15 protein-coding genes and 2 pseudogenes are annotated in these 17,394 nt (G+C 62.8%); 2 read left to right on the top strand and 15 right to left on the bottom strand.

The genetic code is table 11. The features are described from left to right. Positions 1-60 precede the first annotated feature (60 nt). Positions 61-525, top strand: a complete 465-nt coding sequence (locus ACZ1JY_RS19985; protein ID WP_004212697.1) for a cupin domain-containing protein — start codon at positions 61-63, stop codon at positions 523-525. A gap of 78 nt (positions 526-603) precedes the next feature. Beyond that, positions 604-2,871, top strand: a complete 2,268-nt coding sequence (locus tag ACZ1JY_RS19990) for a nitric-oxide reductase large subunit (RefSeq protein ID WP_025549136.1) — start codon at positions 604-606, stop codon at positions 2,869-2,871. Positions 2,872-3,580: 709 nt separating this feature from the next. On the opposite strand, the gene ACZ1JY_RS19995 is transcribed toward ACZ1JY_RS19990, so the two are convergent. From ACZ1JY_RS19995 to ACZ1JY_RS20065, 15 genes and pseudogenes are all read right to left on the bottom strand, one after another. Further along, positions 3,581-4,039: a TonB-dependent receptor domain-containing protein gene (locus ACZ1JY_RS19995; protein ID WP_162274424.1), complete on the bottom strand. Its 459-nt coding sequence runs from the start codon at positions 4,037-4,039 to the stop codon at positions 3,581-3,583. A gap of 171 nt (positions 4,040-4,210) precedes the next feature. Continuing rightward, positions 4,211-4,939, bottom strand: a complete 729-nt coding sequence (gene istB, locus ACZ1JY_RS20000; protein WP_025549137.1) for an IS21-like element helper ATPase IstB — start codon at positions 4,937-4,939, stop codon at positions 4,211-4,213. Further along, positions 4,926-5,620, bottom strand: a pseudogene (locus tag ACZ1JY_RS20005) (Mu transposase domain-containing protein); the annotation flags it as partial. The pseudogene ACZ1JY_RS20005 and the gene istB, both read right to left, overlap by 14 nt. Positions 5,621-6,021: 401 nt before the next feature. After that, positions 6,022-6,303 carry a type II toxin-antitoxin system YafQ family toxin gene (locus ACZ1JY_RS20010; protein WP_004212690.1) on the bottom strand — a complete coding sequence of 94 codons (282 nt, stop codon included), beginning with the start codon at positions 6,301-6,303 and terminating at the stop codon, positions 6,022-6,024. Further along, the gene (locus tag ACZ1JY_RS20015; protein WP_004212689.1) at positions 6,290-6,553 is read right to left on the bottom strand and encodes a type II toxin-antitoxin system RelB/DinJ family antitoxin; all 264 of its coding nucleotides are present in this window, start codon (positions 6,551-6,553) and stop codon (positions 6,290-6,292) included. The genes ACZ1JY_RS20010 and ACZ1JY_RS20015 overlap by 14 nt, the downstream gene beginning before the upstream one ends. A gap of 383 nt (positions 6,554-6,936) precedes the next feature. After that, complete coding sequence (locus ACZ1JY_RS20020; RefSeq protein WP_007683347.1) at positions 6,937-7,374, bottom strand: DUF411 domain-containing protein; 438 nt, start codon at positions 7,372-7,374, stop codon at positions 6,937-6,939. A 79-nt stretch (positions 7,375-7,453) separates the two neighbouring features. Beyond that, positions 7,454-8,695 carry an MFS transporter gene (locus ACZ1JY_RS20025; protein WP_007683345.1) on the bottom strand — a complete coding sequence of 414 codons (1,242 nt, stop codon included), beginning with the start codon at positions 8,693-8,695 and terminating at the stop codon, positions 7,454-7,456. Next, entirely contained in the window at positions 8,689-9,675 is a 987-nt protein-coding gene (locus tag ACZ1JY_RS20030; protein WP_004212678.1) for a copper resistance protein B, read from the bottom strand. Before ACZ1JY_RS20030 ends, ACZ1JY_RS20025 begins: the two co-directional genes overlap by 7 nt. Beyond that, positions 9,672-11,378: a copper resistance system multicopper oxidase gene (locus ACZ1JY_RS20035; protein ID WP_062343367.1), complete on the bottom strand. Its 1,707-nt coding sequence runs from the start codon at positions 11,376-11,378 to the stop codon at positions 9,672-9,674. Before ACZ1JY_RS20035 ends, ACZ1JY_RS20030 begins: the two co-directional genes overlap by 4 nt. A gap of 25 nt (positions 11,379-11,403) precedes the next feature. After that, the gene (adhP, locus tag ACZ1JY_RS20040; RefSeq protein WP_004212676.1) at positions 11,404-12,429 is read right to left on the bottom strand and encodes an alcohol dehydrogenase AdhP; all 1,026 of its coding nucleotides are present in this window, start codon (positions 12,427-12,429) and stop codon (positions 11,404-11,406) included. A gap of 25 nt (positions 12,430-12,454) precedes the next feature. Next, positions 12,455-13,975: an aldehyde dehydrogenase family protein gene (locus ACZ1JY_RS20045; RefSeq protein WP_015449264.1), complete on the bottom strand. Its 1,521-nt coding sequence runs from the start codon at positions 13,973-13,975 to the stop codon at positions 12,455-12,457. Between the two features lie 252 nt (positions 13,976-14,227). After that, positions 14,228-14,556: pseudogene (locus tag ACZ1JY_RS20050) on the bottom strand (hypothetical protein). 147 nt (positions 14,557-14,703) lie between these two features. Then, the gene (locus ACZ1JY_RS20055; protein WP_015449265.1) at positions 14,704-15,105 is read right to left on the bottom strand and encodes a hypothetical protein; all 402 of its coding nucleotides are present in this window, start codon (positions 15,103-15,105) and stop codon (positions 14,704-14,706) included. A 318-nt stretch (positions 15,106-15,423) separates the two neighbouring features. Continuing rightward, the gene (locus ACZ1JY_RS20060; protein WP_007406388.1) at positions 15,424-15,714 is read right to left on the bottom strand and encodes a hypothetical protein; all 291 of its coding nucleotides are present in this window, start codon (positions 15,712-15,714) and stop codon (positions 15,424-15,426) included. Between the two features lie 228 nt (positions 15,715-15,942). Continuing rightward, the gene (locus ACZ1JY_RS20065; RefSeq protein WP_438830636.1) at positions 15,943-17,244 is read right to left on the bottom strand and encodes a glycoside hydrolase family 130 protein; all 1,302 of its coding nucleotides are present in this window, start codon (positions 17,242-17,244) and stop codon (positions 15,943-15,945) included. Positions 17,245-17,394: the final 150 nt, after the last annotated feature.

The following is a 17,394-nucleotide window of genomic DNA, read 5'->3' on the forward strand; positions in this document are numbered from 1 at the left end:
GTCCGCTTGCCCGTCTTGCTCCAATCATAAAACCACGAACACGGAAAGGAATTGAACGATATGGCCCTTCACCACGCAGCGCCCGGAGAAGTCGTCGATCTCTTGCCCGAGAACGTGACGACACATGAAGAACATTCCACAGCGATCGTGAAGGCGGACCATTTCGAAACCATCCGGCTGGTGATCCCGAGCGGCACCGAAATGCGCCAGCATCAGGTGCCGGGCAGCATCATGCTGCATTGCCTCGAGGGCCATGTGAAAGTCGAGCTCAGCGCAAGCTCGATCGAACTGCGGCGTAACCAGTGGGTCTATCTCGAAGGAGGCGCGCCGCACTCGGTCAAGGGCGCGGAAAACTCTGTGCTGCTTCTGACGATCCTCTTTCCGCCTGTAGAAGGATCACAGGCAAAAGCCGGCGCCGAGACCTTGGCGGTCGATGCCTATGACGATTGCGACTGTGTCGACCGGTGGGAAGCGGAAGGCGGTCCGGTCGTTCAATCGGATCAGCCTGCCCCCAGGAAGAATTGATCACGGGCGGCATGATGGCACGGCGCGCAGCGCGCTAGTCGCTTTGCTGTACCGCCTCGTAGCCCATAGGGGAGAACCATGGATCGAACACGTCAGCTCTGGATTTGGCTTCTATCATTGCTGGCAGTCTCTTTTGCCGTCCTGCTTCTGGTTGGCCGCGACATCAGCATTCAGGCGCCGCCGCTTCCCGCCAAGGTCGTGACCGCAAACGGCGAAACCGTCTTCACCCGTGCCGAGATGCAGCGTGGCCGCCAGGTCTGGCAATCTATGGGCGGCATGCAACTGGGCTCGATCTGGGGACACGGCGGCTACGTAGCGCCCGATTGGTCAGCCGACTGGTTGCACCGGGAATCACTGGCACTTCTCGATCTCTGGGCACAGCGGGATCTGGGCGGCGCCTTTGAGAGTTTAAACGAGGAACACAAGGCGCTCCTCCAGCGGCGGCTGCAAACGGAAATGCGCCGAAACACGTTTGAAGCGAGCACGGATACCATCACGATCAGCAACGATCGCGCGGTGGCAATCGAGCGGGTGGCAAAGCACTACGTCAATCTGTTCGGCAACGACCCCGCCACGGCCGAGCTGCGCGAAAACTATGCCATGAAGAACGATACGGTCCCCGACGCAGGGCACCGAGCCGCCATGACCTCCTTCTTCTGGTGGACGGCCTGGGCGGCCACAACGGAACGACAAGGGCGGACGACAACGTATACGAACAACTGGCCGAGCGAGCCGCTGGTCGGGAATCGCCCACCATCAAGTACATTCATCTGGTCGGCCTTCAGCGTCACCTTCCTGCTTGCCGGCATCGCGCTGTTGGGTTGGCACCATGCGGTGACGCACGGACGAAGGGAGAAGGAGCACGACCTCCCCGCGAAAGATCCGCTGCGCGAGATCGCGGTGACGCCTTCGATGCGGGCGACAGCCAAATATTTCTGGGTCGTTCTCGCACTGTTTCTCGCGCAGATCATGCTGGGTGCAATGACGGCCCACTATCAGGTCGAGGGGCAGCTGGTTTATGGCTATGAAGCGGCCGAGATCCTGCCCTATTCGATCACCCGCACCTGGCACACGCAGCTTGCCGTGCTGTGGATCGCGACAGCCTGGCTGGGAACGGGCCTCTACATAGCTCCTGCGATCTCGGGCCATGAACCGAGGTTCCAGGCTCTGGGTGCCAACATCCTCTGGGCCTGCCTCCTGATTATCGTCGTGGGCTCCTTTGCCGGGCAATGGCTCGCGGTGATGCAGAAACTGGGACTGGAGAGGAACTTCTGGTTCGGACACCAGGGCTGGGAATATGTCGATATGGGGCGCTTCTGGCAGTGGTTTCTCTTCATCGGCCTGATGCTCTGGCTTGTGCTCGTCGGCCGGGCGCTCTGGCCTGCGCTCAAAGAGAAGTCCGAATCCCGCCACATCACGATGCTGTTTTTCCTATCCGCCGTAGCCATCGGACTCTTCTACGGTGCCGGGCTGTTCTGGAATGAGCATACAGCGCTCTCCATGATTGAATATTGGCGTTGGTGGGTGGTCCATCTGTGGGTCGAAGGCTTTTTCGAGGTGTTCGCCACCGCGGTCATCGCCTTCCTCTTCACGCGCCTCGGCCTCATTCCGACACCCACCGCCACGGTCGCCGTCTTGTTTGCCACGATCATCTTCATGGCAGGCGGAGTGCTGGGAACGTTGCACCATCTCTACTTCGCGGGAACCTCGATCGCGGTGCTGGCGCTTGGCGCGAGCTTCTCAGCGCTCGAGGTCGTGCCGCTCGCCTATATTGGCTTCGAAGCTTATGAACACTGGAAGCTGAGCAGCGCGACACCCTGGATGCAGCGTTATAAATGGCCCGTCATGTTCTTCCTGGCGGTATCCTTCTGGAATCTCGTCGGAGCAGGCCTGTTCGGCTTCCTCATCAATCCGCCGCTGTCGCTCTATTACATGCAGGGTCTCAATCTGACGCCGCTGCACGGACACACCGCATTGTTCGGCGTATACGGCATGTTGGGCGTCGGGCTCGTCCTGTTCTGCCTGCGTGGCATGTTGCCGAACCTGATCTGGAACGAAGGCGTGCTGAAGACGAGCTTTTGGTGCTTCAACATCGGCCTTGCGTTGATGGCGCTCCTGACCTTGCTGCCACTTGGTACGCTTCAGCTGACCGCCGCGATTGACAAGGGCTACTGGTACGCTCGCTCGGCCGAGTTCATGCAGCAACCGGTGGTCGATCTGCTGGTGTGGCTGAGGGTTCCTGGAGATATCGTCTTTTCTGCCGGGGCGGTAGCGCTCGCCTGGTTTGTCGCCAGTCTTTGGCTCAGACCCCGGTCTGACGACAGCGAGGCGCAAATTGCACAGTGATCGATCGAGGAGTCCGATGCCGCGCAGTCCCAGCCAACCCTTGCTCGTGGGCTAGCCACGTTCTGTCGACAAACGCCACACTTGGATGCGAGTTTCGGTGAACCTTTTGTCCATGCGCACCAAACTTCTGTTCGCAGGTCTGGCAGCCGGGTCGATGGCTGCTCTATCCTCGCCCGCGATTGCTCAGATGCCGCCCGGCTCACGGGACTGTTCATTCCAGTCGCTATCGCCGGAGGAAAAGTCTCGGTACCAATCCCGTTACCGGCGCCGCGTGCGCGTCGATGGGCAAGCTTTTGCCGATAATGGCTGTATGAACAGGTGTGCATGACAGCCTCTGAGCGCAAAGCCCTCCGGCGTCCCCGCAAGGGCAAAAACTGCCGCGCCGTTTCGCGCCCCGTCACCAGCTTGGACGGATCCATGACAGTTGGCATCGGGCGCAAATGCGACTGACGCGCTCGATGCCGCACATGGCGATCATGGTGCGTTTCCAGGAGGGGACCAAATCCTACGCTAAGAATTTTGGCCAGCGATATTCTTCGCCGGTCAGGGTTATGTGCTCCCACCCCGCTCCTTACGGAGATCGAATCCACTGATCACTGAATTCTGACTTTAGAAACGTTTCTTGAATCGGGATCCATGGATGAAAAGGGGCCGACTCTCTGCATTCAGCGAATATTCGAACGCGAAGGCAGAAGGCCGGCCTGATCGATCAGAAGCTGATCGTTGCCGTGCCCCAAAAGCGGCGCCCTTCATCGAGCATCCAGCTGCCGTCGAGACCATCAAACCGGCCGCGGTCATCGACCGGCACGATCTTGTCGGTGACGTTGAGCACCGCCGCCCTCAGCGCGAAATTCTCATTGATCGTGAAATTGATGCCGACATCGAAGGTCGTGCTCCCTTCACGGGTGCGGGTGTTGAGCGCGCCGTTGCGGAACCCGCTGAAAGTCTGCTTGCCCGAGTAGTAGCCGAGCACATAGGCCGCGATCTGCTCGGTCGCTTGCCAGTCCAGGCGAACGTTGGCCATGTGCCTGGGCGTCTTGTCGAGCGGCGTTCCGTCAAGCGAACTGCCGTCGAAAGCGGGCTCGCCGCCACCCTTCCGGACGGAATCGGTGTAGGTATAATTCGCGGTCAGCAGCAATGCCGGGGTGATCGGCAGTCTGCCATTCACTTTGTCAAACGGCGCGCAAACGGGACCCCGTATAGGCGTTGAAGGGGGACCCCCTTTTCGAGATTGAGCGGAGGGTTGATGCCCTGCGCTGTGTGCGGCGGAGGTCGGGCGTAGCCCGGCCGGAGGCGTACACAGCGCAAGTTCGTTTTGAAGCTGGGGTGAGAGTGGCGGCTAACTGCGGTTTTTGAAGCGCCAGCTGTCGTTGCCGGTCTCGACGATATCGCAGTGATGAGTGACGCGGTCGAGCAGAGCCGTGGTCATTTTGGGATCCCCGAACACGGTAGGCCATTCGCCGAAGGCGAGGTTGGTCGTGATAACGACGCTGGTGCGTTCGTAGAGCTTGCTGATCAGGTGGAACAGGAGCTGGCCACCAGAGCGCGCGAACGGCAGATATCCCAACTCATCGAGCACCACCAGGTCGAGCCGTGAGAGCTGTCCCGCCAGGGTCCCGCCCTTGCCGATCCGGGCCTCCTCTTCGAGGCGTGTCACCAGATCGACGGTGTTGAAGTATCGTGCCCGAGCCCCTTTGCGCACGACGTTGGCGGTAATCGCGATGGCGAGGTGGGTCTTGCCGGTGCCCGTGCCGCCGACGAGCACGATGTTGCGACGCGCCGGTAGGAAGGAGCCATCATGCAGGGAGCGGATCAGTCCCTCGTTGATCGGCGTCCCTTCGAAGCTGAACCGCTCCAGGTCCTTCACCACCGGCAGCCGCGCGGCCGTCATGCGATATCGGATCGAGGCGGCGTCGCGATGGGTGGCTTCCGCGCGGAGCAGATCGGTCAGGATCTCCATGGTGGTGCGCTGGCGCTGGAGGCCGGTGGTGACGGCCTCGTCGAACGCGGCCACCATGCCCTTGAGGCCCAGGCCGCGCATTGTGTCGATCATCTCATGCCGCTGCATCATAGCCTCGCAGTCGGTCATAGCTGGCACAGTCGGCGATCGGCGGGTGACTCAGCATCCGGTCTTCCGAAGTGACGATGCTATGGGGCGTCGCGGGCTCGCGGCGACGGGAGAGGATGTTGAGGATCAGGTCGTCGCTGACCGTTCCGCTCGCCAGCGCTTCGCGCACCGCCGCCTCGACCTGCTCCAGCCATCGGTGAGCACGGCCGAGAGCACCCGCACGAACCTGCGATCCGCCTCATCCCCGTGCCCCAGCCTGCGTCGCAGGCGATGGAGGGATGGCGGCAACTCCCAGTCCTGGAACGGCGCGCCGTTGCGCAGGGCACCGGGCTTGTGGGCCAGAACCGGCAGATAATGCCAGGGATCGTAAATGGTGCGGTTCCGCCCGAAGTGACGCTCATGTTCCCCGACGATCTCTTCGCCGCAGCGGATGACGATCCGGCCCGCATAGGCGCGCACCTGCACCGTGCGCCGCGCCGCCCTGGACATGACCGAGTAGCGGTTGCGGTCGAAGCTGATGAGGCAGGTGCCGGTGACGGCATGCTCGCTCTCATGGAAGCCATCGAAGGGCGCCAGGATCGGCTGCAGGACAGGCCGCTCCATCTCCAGCGCCTAGGCCACGGTGATATCGCCGCGCTCGGGATGGGTGTGGTGCTCGGCCCAGCGCCGGCACTCCGCCTTCCTTCTCACGATCTGGCTTTTGAGCCATTCGAGCATGGAATCTTTTGCCATCATGGGCGTCGTCGTCGCTCTCGGCAGCATCGTCTACCGGGCCAGCATCCGCCGGTCATCAACGTAGGGGTCACGACGGTGGAGCGAGCGGTCGGCTCTTCAAGCCCAACGCGATCGGCTCATTTCTCGCTCACCAGTCGTGAACTAACGGCAAATTTGTCAGAATTTGAGGGTGAAAGTGATTTATGGCCCTCATTTTTGTTTCAAGCAGCGCCTGCCGAATGCATCTCTGCGATTGATGTCTTCTGCAAAAGCTTGTTGGCATCGGATGCTCGCTGATCACACCTAACCCGTAATCGTGCCTCTGGCTGACATACCCGACAAACGTATAAGCTCGCCATGCGCGGGCGTCACCAACCCAATTCCGCGTGCGATCCCAAGCGCACAAGCTGCAAGGTGTCGTCATCGGGCTTGCGGTAAATCAGCACGAGGTCGGGCTTTATGTGGCAATCGCGATGGTCGCGCCAGTCGCCGGTCAGCGCATGGTCGCGGTGGCGCGGTTCAAGCGGCTCGTCGGATGCCAGCGCCTCGATGATCGGGATCAGGTCAGCGTCCAGCGTCTTGGCGTGCTGCCCCTTCTTCTCCCGCTTGTAGTCGCGCTTGAACCGCCCGAAGCGTTCAATCGTCCGCATTGAGGTCGGCCATCAGGTCGACCACCGTGGCGAACCGCTTGCCCTTTCCCTCGCGCGCTTCCTTCATGGCCTCGATCGTCTCGGCATTGGGCACCAGCGGTTCAAACGGCAAGGCCTTGTCGCGGGCAACGCGGGTCAGCATCAGGCGCACGGCATCGGAGACGGTCAGCCCCATAGCAGCCAGCACGGTCGCGGCTTCCTCCTTCACCGCTCCGTCGATCCGGGTCTGCACAAGAGCGTTTGCGGCCATGTCGATTTCCTTTCTGCATGACGATGTAATGCAAGCGAACGCAAAGTGCAATCAGGCAAAGCCCCGGCTATCGACATGGCGACCGGGCTTCGCGTTTTTCACCTTCAATGCTGTGAGTGCCATCGGTTCGGGGCCCTGATCGGGAATGTTGGGGCCGTTCTCACACTTTCGGTGGGCAAACGGTCCCACAATCGTTCCACATTTTGGGCCAAATTCAGGCAAATCAGGGAGACGACCGCGAACAACTTACAAGACAAATCGTTGCTTTTTCAGTGTAGGTAGGGGTAGGGACGCCATCAGCTCGCTTGACACAAGGTTCTACACTCGACAGCGGGGTCCTCTACCACCGGGCAATTCTGCAGGATGCTGCAAACCGCGCGATATCAATGGCGGGCGAAAATTCGCTGACCGGCGCTGCCGAAGGCCACCACCGTATAGGGTTGGCGGGCAGCGCCTGCCACTTCCATGCCCTCCGAACCGATCGGCATCCCCGCAACCGCAATGCCTTTGACGCCCGCAGGACGGGTCGCCAGCAAGCGCTTGACGTCGGATATCGGGACATGGCCCTCGATCATATAGCCATCGACGATCGCGCTGTGGCAAGATGCCAGCGTCCGGGGCATGCCGGCCTTGCGCTGAAGCTCGCTGCGCGACGCATCGTCACGCATGACGACCTTGCGTCCCAGCTTCGCGCGCACGGCCTGCGCCCACTTCTCGCAACATCCACATCCCGGATCCCGGTGGACGACGATATCACTGGCCGCAAGCGCTACGCCGGGCATGGCGAGGAACAGCAAGGCGACGAATAGGCGGGTCTTCATGAAATGACTCCCGGAAGAACGATAAGCATGGGGCAGAGGCCCCTTCTTTTCTATACGCATCAATGCGCCCCTCCCCTCATCACGCAGATGATTTTACGATGGCGGGCGGCCTCCAGGCTAGCGGCAGGGACACAAGCAGCGCTAGCGATAGACCACCAATCCCCCACAGAACGAGCGGCTGCGCCCCGGGAGCGACGATGGCTATCGCCAGCGGCGCGAGCGCCTGCCCGATGCTGGCGGCGGAATGCTGGAAACCGAGCTTCACGCCTGAAGGGGCCCCGCCGCCGCTGATCCAGAAGCTGGTGACCAATCGAAGGGTTGCCGAGCTCCAGCCGGCAGCAACGATGATCCCACTGAGCTCGGCCATACTCGCGGCGACAGGAAACATGAAAAGTGCCACAGCCAGCAGGCCCAGCGTCAATCCGGCAAGCCGCCTCGGCACAGTGACCAGCCAATCCAGCTTTGCATGGAAGATCTGTGCCGCCAGCATGCCCAATCCGCAGAGACTGAGCATCCAGGCGATCTCTTCGCGGCTCAGCGAAATGGCGCTCCGCGTCACCAGGAGATTGACATGCATCGCCGCCAGCCCGCCGCCCGCGACGATCGTGATAAAAAGCAGGATCAACGTCGCGCCGAGCGTAGGCGCGGGCAGGTCTCCGCCATCGATGCAAGGTGCACACCAGCGCGGCAGACGCACGGCGCAAAGCGCCGCCCCGACGGCACCGATGCCGAGAGCGAGGATCATGAGGGGAGCGCGGGGCAGGATCGCGGCCGAGACCTCCGCCACCAGCGGACCGGCGAGATCGCCCAGAAACACGAAGGCGGTCAGCCAGGTGAAGCGGCGCGCCTGGTCCGCGCGCCCGCTTGCGGCAAAGCTCGCGCAGAGCAAGCCCAACGGTATGATGGCGGCCGACGCCATCCCCGCCACCAGACGCAATGCATAAAGCTCAGGCAACCCGACGAGGCCGATCGGCGCGGTCACCAGCGCGAGGATGACCAGCGCTGCGCGCAACATCGCCCGATAGTCGACCCGGTCCGCGATCCAGCCCCAGAGCGGCGCCGCCAGCAAGGCTGCCAGGGGATGGACCGCGGTCAGGCTCGCGACGTGAAAATCATGAGCGCTTGACGATAGCGCGCCACGAGCCGGGTCGACCAGTGCCGGAAGGAAGGCGAGAATGGCCGTCTGTCCCGCCGACGCCGCAGCCGCCGCGAGCAACAAGACGAAAAAGGAGGCCGGCCAGCGACCGTTGGCTTGCGATCCAGCCTTGTCACGCGGCGCGTTCGCGGTCGATCCCTCGAGTGGCCATCCGCGGATCACCACCAGGCGCGCAAGCCGATCACCAGCCTGTGTTCGGAAGGCCCTTCCCTGCGCAGGCGACGGAAATCGGCCGTGCCGTCAAATGCGCGCTCCCAGACGAAGCCGATATAGGGCGCGAACTTGCGCGACACCTCGTAGCGCAACCGTCCGCTCAGCTCGACATTGCTGAAGCCGCTGCCGAGCTGCCGATCGCTCGACCGCTTCGAATAGATATTGGTTTCCACCTGCGGCGTAAGGATCAACCGATTGGTGAACAGGACCTCATAGGAGGCCTTGGCGCGCGCCGCGAGACGCCCATCGGTCCCTACATAGCCGGTGAGCTGGACGTCGAACCAATAAGGCGCCAGTCCCTCGACGCCGGCGGCCAGCCATGTCGTCGCGCCCTTGCCGAGATCCTGCCTGACCCCGAGCAGCGTGCCCCAGAACGGGTTCTTGCTGTGCCACCACAGCGCCTCGACGCTGCTCTCCGGATCGAGACGTTGGTCGCGGGAGTTCTTGAGGCCCTGGCTGCGCAGCCAGAGCTTGTCATTGTCCTGACCCTTGGTGACGAGCACGGTCCAACCCACGCCCTGACCCTCGTTGCCGCTGGCGAATTCGAGCTCATCGACAAGTATCTTGGGGATCGAGAGCTTGTCGGCCATCTCATAGCCCGGCAGCGTCGAGTTGCGATAGCCGTCGGCATAATCGTCCGAGTTGCGCGCGTCCGGCGGGGCCTTGCCACCCTGCATCGAGCCCATGTCCATCGTGGCGCCGTTACCGGACGCCTTCGTGTCGGTCATATCCATGCCCGGCATGTCCATGCCCGCATGGTCCTGAGAGCCTTGCGCGGAAGGGGTGTGCTGAGCGGGAGTGGCCGTTTGGGCAGGGGTGGCGGCGGGCGACGGGGGCGAGGCATCCTGCGCGAGGGCGGGAGCCGTGATCGCCGGCGCCAGGAAGAGGGCAGCGCCAAGAGCGATGCCGCGCGAGGGGAAAATCCGGATCATGCGACCACCACCTCCCGGAACATGCCGGCCGCCATGTGATAGAGCAGATGGCAGTGGAAGGCCCATCGGCCCATGGCGTCGGCGGTGACGCGGAAGCTCACCCGCTGGGCGGGCTGGACCACGACCGTATGCTTGCGGACCTGGAAGGCGCCGTCCGGGCCTTCGACATCGCTCCACATGCCGTGCAGATGCATCGGATGCGCCATCATCGTGTCGTTGACGAAGGTGACGCGCAGCCGCTCGTTTGGCTTGAAATGAAGCGGCCTGGAATCGTTGAGCTTGATGCCGTCGAGCGACCAGATGAACCGTTCCATATTGCCCGTCAGATGCAGCTCGATGTCGCGCTCGGGCTCGCGCGGGTCGGGATCGCCGCCCGGCGTGCGCAGATCGGCCAGCGTCAGCACGCGCCAGCCGCGCCCGCGCAGCCCGGCGCCGGGATCGTCGAGATTGGTGCGCGGATAGTCGACGCGCATGTCGGTATTGGCGCCATATTCGGTGCGGGCGTGCCGTGCCCTGGCCGGCATCTCGGTCATGCCGTGCCCGGCATGCGCGTCGCCTCCCATTGCGCCCATCGTCGCCATCGCGCCCATCATGTCGACCGGCTCGAGCCAGGTCCGGGCATCGAGCGGCGGCACGGCTGCCGCCATGCCCGGGGCCGGTGCGATCGTGCCACGCGCATAGCCGCTCCGATCGATCGCCTGCGCGAAGATGGTGCGGGCGCCGCCCTCGGGCATGGTGAACTCGACGTCGTAGGTCTCGCCCGGGCCGATCCGGAATTCCTCGACCGTGACCGGCTCGACCGGCTGCCCGTCGGTCGATACGACCGTCAGCTCGACCCCGGGGATCCGCACGTCGAAGAACGTCGCCGTCCCCGCGCCGACGAAGCGCAGGCGCACGCGCTCGCCGGGCGCGGCGATACCGGTCCAGTTGCCGGCGGGCGGCGCGCCGTTCATCAGATAGGTGTAGGTCGCGGCAGAGACATCGCTGTAGTCGGTCGGGTTCATCCGCGAGCTGTTCCACATCCGCCGCCGCTCGAGCGCCTTGCCCAAGCCCATGGTGCCGACATCCTTGAGGAAATCGCCGGCGGTCGGCTGCGCAAAATTATAGTAGCTGCTCTGCTTCTTGAGATTGAGGAAGATCTGCAGCGGCGGCTCGTCCGACCAGTCGCTGAGCACGATGCAATAGTCGCGATCGGGCGCCCGCGCCGCCGGCGCCTGTTTCGGCTCCACGATGATCGCTCCATAGAGTCCCGTCTGCTCGGCGAGCGTGTGAGCGTGATACCAGTAGGTTCCGCTCTGGCGGACCTCGAAGCGATAGGTGAAGGTCTCGCCCGGCGCGATGCCGGCAAAGCTGATGCCGGGCACGCCGTCCATCTCCGCCGGCACGATGATGCCGTGCCAATGGATGCTCGACATCTCCTTGAGGCCGTTGCGCACACGGAGCGTGACCGTGTCGCCTTCGCGCAGGCGCAGGACCGGCGCGGGCACGCTGCCGTTCACGGCGGTCGCGATACGGCGTTTGCCGGTGAAGTTGACTGGCAGCTCGGCGATCTCGAGGTCGAACTCGGTCCCGCTAAGCTCGGCGGGCGAGACTGGGGCGGATCGCGCGAGAAGCGCCGGGGCGAAGCCGGCAACCGCGCCGCCGATCGCCAGCCCCTGGACGAAACGGCGCCGCGCGATCGGCCGGATATGTAAGGGAGACATGAACTGTACTTTCGCGAAGTCGGCTTCAGGCGAGGTCGAGGACGATCCGGCCCTCGATGTCGCCATGATGCATGCGGGAGAAGACGTCGTTGATGTTCTCCAGCTTGTCTGCATGGACCGTGGCCTTGACCTTGCCCTCGCCGGCGAACGCCAGTGCCTCGAGCAGATCGAGCCGCGTGCCGACGATCGAGCCGCGCACGGTAATGCCGTTCAGCACGGTGTCGAAGATCGACAACGGGAAGTCGCCCGGCGGCAGGCCGTTGAGCGCGACCGTGCCGCCGCGCCGGACCATGCCGAGCGCCTGCTGGAACGCCTTGGGCGAAACGGCGGTCACCAGCGCCCCGTGCGCGCCGCCAATGGCTTTCTTGAGCGCTGCCGAAGGGTCCTCGTTGCGCGCGTTGACCGTCAGTGTGGCGCCAAGGCGTGTAGCGAGGTCGAGCTTGCTATCGTCGATGTCGACCGCGGCCACATTGAGACCCATGGCTCGGGCATATTGCACCGCCATGTGGCCGAGCCCGCCAATGCCGGAGACGACCACCCACTCGCCGGGTCGGGCCTCGGTGGCCTTCAATCCCTTGTAGACGGTGACGCCCGCGCAGAGGATCGGCGCAATGTCGAGGAAGTCGACATTGTCGGGAAGGTGACCAACATAGTTGGGATCGGCGAGGACATATTCGGCAAAGCTGCCATTGACCGAATAGCCGGTGTTCTGCTGTTCGTGGCAAAGCGTCTCCCAGCCACCCAGGCAATGCACGCAGTGCCCGCAGGCGGTGTAGAGCCAGGGCACACCGACCCGGTCGCCTTCCTTCACATGGGTGACGCCGGCACCAACGGCGGCGACATGCCCGACGCCCTCATGGCCAGGAATGAAGGGCGGGTTGGGCTTGACCGGCCAGTCCCCTTCTGCCGCGTGCAGGTCGGTATGGCACACGCCGGTTGCCGCAATCTTGACCAGGACCTGCCCGGGGCCGACCGTCGGGATCGGCGCGTCCTCGATGACCAGGGGCTTGCCAAATTCGCGGACGACCGCCGCCTTCATGGTTTTCGCCATGTCCGTTTCTCCTTTGAGCGAGGGGTCAGAATAGGCCGAGCGCGTGCTCGTCATAGGAGACGAGCAGATTCTTGGTCTGCTGATAATGATCGAGCATCATCCGGTGGTTTTCACGCCCGAAGCCCGATGCCTTGTATCCGCCGAAGGCGGCATGGGCGGGGTACTGATGATAGCAGTTGGTCCAGACCCGCCCGGCCTCGATCGCGCGGCCGAGCCGGTAGGCGGTGTTGCCGCTCCGGGTCCAGACGCCCGCGCCAAGACCGTAGGCGGTGTCATTGGCAAGTGCGATCGCCTCCTCGACCGTCTTGAACGTGGTGACCGACAGGACGGGACCGAAGATCTCCTCCTGGAAGATGCGCATGTGGTTCTGACCCACGAACACGGTCGGCTGCACGAAATAGCCCTGGTCGAGCGCACCGCCCGGCAGCGCCCTGGCGCCACCGACCAGACACTGCGCGCCCTCGGCCTTGCCGATATCGATATAGCCCAGGATCTTGTGGAGCTGGTCCTCCGACGCCTGCGCGCCGACCTGGACCGACGGGTCGAGCGGATCGCCCTGGCGGATCGCGGCGACGCGCGCCACGGCGCGCTCGATGAAGCGGTCGAAGATCGACTCATGGATCAGGGCGCGCGACGGGCAGGTACAGACCTCGCCCTTGTTGAAGGCGAACAAAGTAAAGCCTTCGAGCGCCTTGTCGAAGAAGGCATCGTCCTCGTCGAGCACGTCCGCCATGAAGATGTTGGGCGACTTGCCGCCAAGCTCCATCGTCTGGGGGATCAGATGGTCCGCCGCGGCGTGCATGATCTGCTTGCCGGTGACGGTCTCGCCGGTGAACGAGACCTTGGCGATGCGCGGATTGGCGGCGATCGCCTGGCCAACGGTCCGTCCCGGGCCGGTAACGACATTGAGCACGCCGGGCGGCAGGATGTCGGCGGTGAGCTCGGCGAACATCAGCAAGGTGAGCGGCGTCTGGGATGCGGGCTTGATGACGGTGCAGTTGCCCGCCGCCAGCGCCGGGGCGATCTTCCACGCCGCCATCAGCAGCGGGAAGTTCCACGGGATGATCTGGCCGACGACGCCGAGCGGCTCGCGGAAATGATAGGCGATGGTGTCGGCATCGATCGTCGAGATGCCGCCTTCCTCCGCCCGGATGCAGCCGGCGAAGTAGCGGAAATGGTCGATTGCAAGCGGCACGTCGGCAGCGCGGGTCTCGCGGATCGGCTTGCCATTGTCGATCGTCTCGGCAAGTGCCAGCAACTCCAGATTGTCTTCGAGCCGGTCGGCGACGCGATTGAGAATCCTGGCGCGTTCGGCGGGCGCGATCCTTGCCCATTGATCCTTGGCGGCGTGCGCCGCATCGAGCGCGCGCTCGACATCTTCCGGCGTCGACAGCGCGAACTCTGCGATCTGGGCGCCATTGATCGGGCTCGTGTCGGCGAAATACTCGCCGCCCGCAGGAGCGCTCCAGCGGCCTCCGATGAAATTATCATAGCGGTGTCGGAAGGAGGCCGCCGCGTTAATGGTCCCGATCGCCTTCTCGAACATAACCTGACTCCATCTCTATCGATGGCCTGACGGAGTAATCTCTTTGCCCGGGTGGCCTATAAGTAAGTTCCGCAGAAGGTAGTCTGGTATCGGGGTCGCGGGCTTGAGGGTCAGACACGCCAACAGAGCCGATGACTATTCATCGACTCCTGAACGTATTCGCGCACGCCTGATCGGAATTATGCCGAGACAGGCGTTACTCGGCCGAGTCTTCTTTTGGCGAGGGCGGCGCTTGGCATTCCAATTCTGGCGTTACGCCCGGACGCGCTTTAGGCTCACCCAATCGCCTTTCTGAAGCGTCCCGTCCCTCACGCGGAAATGAGCATAATGGTCGTCGAAAATCTGGTCGACTTCGACATGACCGACAAGACGGCGGTGGCGCGGCGTTGCGTGATAGACTTCGAGTATCTGCCCGATGTGCGCGCCATCGGCCTTACCCAGGCAGGCCACTGTGCCGCCCGCATCCATACGGACGATCTTGCCGCGCATGAACAAGCTATGGCCGATACCCTGTGCGAGGAGCGGCGTGCTGCCAAAGAGCAGAAGCCAACAGCAGCACCGACGCCAAGATGTTTTCGCATCGCTGTTTCCTCTGTCAAGTCAGACGCTCGGACCCGGTTTTGAAAGCTGGGAGCACGGGGCGACGCTGGGCATCGTCAAAGAACTGGCCCGCCGCGGGGGAACGGCGGGCCCTCAGCCCCTGGGGTCTGTTCTCGGGGCTGGAAACCTCACATGTCGCTCATCGGCTTGTCGGCCATGGGCTTGGCGGTCTTCTTCTTCGCCGCCGGCTTGGCCTTCTTCATCGGCATCTTGCAGCAGCCACTCTTCGCCTTACCGGCCATGCCCGAGCCGTTCGATGCAGGCGAGCCGCCGGACATGCCGGCCATCCCCGACATGCCCTGTTGATCCTGCTGGGCCGGTTGCCCCTGCTGCTTCTGCGCGCCGGCCTGATGATCCTTCATCATCTGATCGTGCATCTGCTGCCCGCCATGATCCATGCCCTGCTGGTGGGCATGGGCCGGCGCAGCCTGCGCGGGCGCGGGCGTCGACTGGGCGAGAGCGGTGCCGGCGGCGAAGGTTAGCGTCGCGAAGAGGCTGACGGGCGCCGCGAGAAATGTCGTCTGTCGCATTGAGGGTCTCCGAGTGTTCTTCCTGTTGCCCGATCGACGTTCCGATCCCGGCAATTCCGAAGCTTCAATGCTGCTAGCGAGACGCTGTCTGTATACGTAAGTTACGAATCGAAATCCGATCGGCCGTGTGCCTGCTGGAGCAGGCGCGTAAAATGATGATCCGGGATCGATCAAAAATGTGACCCGGCCTGGTTTTCTCGTCCTGAGACCGGCCAGAAAAGCGATTGGCCCGCCGTGGGAACGGCGGACCAAGGCTTCGGTTGAAAGCGGCCATGATCTTGTCCGTCAACCTTGTCGTCTGATGGAATGATGGCAGGGTCAGCAACCACCGTCCGACCTGTGTGACATGCCGGAGGCGCCGTCCTGGTCCTGCGAATCCCGCATCGCCATTCGATGGCCCTGCATCATCTGGCCGTGCATCTGCTCCTTACCGTGAGCCATGCCCTGCATGTGGGCAGGATCGGGCTGGGCAGGCGCCGGCCTGGCCTTGAGGGTCTCCTCAAGATCGGGCATGCCCGGCGGCATCCCGTCCGCCAGCACCGGTCCGGCACTGACGGCGAGGAAGCCGAGAGCTGCGAGCGAAGCGATCATTGCCGTCTTCTTGCGCAAGTATCCATTCCTTCAAGTCTGGGTTTCCCGTTCGATCGAGCATATGCCCGGTCGATTGTCGCCCCTTCCGGAGCTTGCCCGTGAAATGGTGTCACCTTCCGCCTTGCTGTATACGTAATGTGCGAAGTCCGTCTCTGAGATGGCCATAAATTATCGCACTGGCATCGTTGTTGTGCCGATGTGTAACTATGGTTCGGACTCGAGAGCAGGACAGGTCGGCAACAGTGACTAATCCATGGCGGCCAGCAGACGCTCGAGAGGAATAGTGGCAAAAGTGGTGAAGCTGTCAGCAATGGCATAAGGCAGTACCAGCACCCGATTATGTACCATCGCGCCGCAGCTGTAGGCTACGTTTGGCACATAACCTTCGCGCTCATCCATGTCCGACCGCAAAAGCGGTAGCTTCGTCCGCGCCAGCAGCTTCGAGGGATCGTCACGGTCCAGCAGGCACGCCCCGATGCAATAGTTCCGAACGGCGCCGACTCCATGAGTTACGACCAGCCAGCCTTCGTCGATCTCGATCGGCGATCCGCAATTACCGATCTGGACAAACTCCCAAGGCCAGCGAGGTTCGATGGCTTTCGCTCCGCCACTCCAGTCGTGAATGTCCGCGGACGTCAGGAACCAGATATTTTCGTTATCCTCGCGCCCAAGCATGGCAAAGTGCCCGGCAATGCGTCGGGGGAAAAGCGCCATGCCCTTGCTACCGGTGGCATCCCCACGCAGCGGTCTGAGTTCGAATGTCCGGAAGTCCGGCGTGGACAACAACTCCTGCCGGACGGACTGGCCGCTAAATGCCGTATATGTACCGAAATAGGTGGCTCGGCCATCGTCGTCCAGGAAGCGGACCAAGCGAAGGTCTTCGATGCCACCACGCTGGCTGGGGGTTGTCGGAAAGATCACGATCTCCGAGAGATCGTGGCTGCCATCGCACTTGATCCGAATGCCCGCGTCCGGCCCGTCCTCGCCGGAGATGTTTTCAGTCTCCAGCACGAGCGGCATGGGGCTCGGAGGATTGATTGCTATGGTTCCGTCCGCGGCGCAAAACCCGGTGCGAAAGGTGACGGAGGAGATATGCCCCTCGCCCACGCCTCGCAGGGAAAGAATGAATCGGAGAGAGTTTTCAGGTACAGCAGACTGATCAGGATGCAGGACGATGCTCGGATTGAAAAGCGCTGCTGCCTCATAGGAATATTCGTTGCAAAAATGGGCACCGATCAAGAGCGCCTGTTCATGGGTGACCTCGCAATCACAGACGATGATGCCATCAACCTCGTGGAACCGCCGCAAAAACAGGGACGGAACCTCACGATGCCTTCCCGAGAAATCATCAAGAATGCGTTGCAACTCATCGTGGAGCGATGCTGGGTCGAGCGCCAGGACGCGGTCGGCGATGCGCTGCGCACGTGGCTGATCCGGTACCGCATATTTATAGGTTTCCGTCGACGGCATATAGGGTCTGATCACTACCCTTGCTGGATTGGGGCGGAGCAATTCGGGTAGCCGGTTGACAAATTCGGCGGTTGACACTGACTTCTCCAATACAGATCGACCGTGGAGCGTTCACGCAATCGTAAAGATGGTGCTCGGCATTACCCGACTATCGGGTGGCGGCACGGAAGGCTCCGGCGATGGCGGGTGCGATGATTTCCGCCGTTGCCGGATACTCGGACTTTGTGC

Source organism: Novosphingobium sp. BL-A-41-Hi4B-X5A, assembly GCF_055521705.1.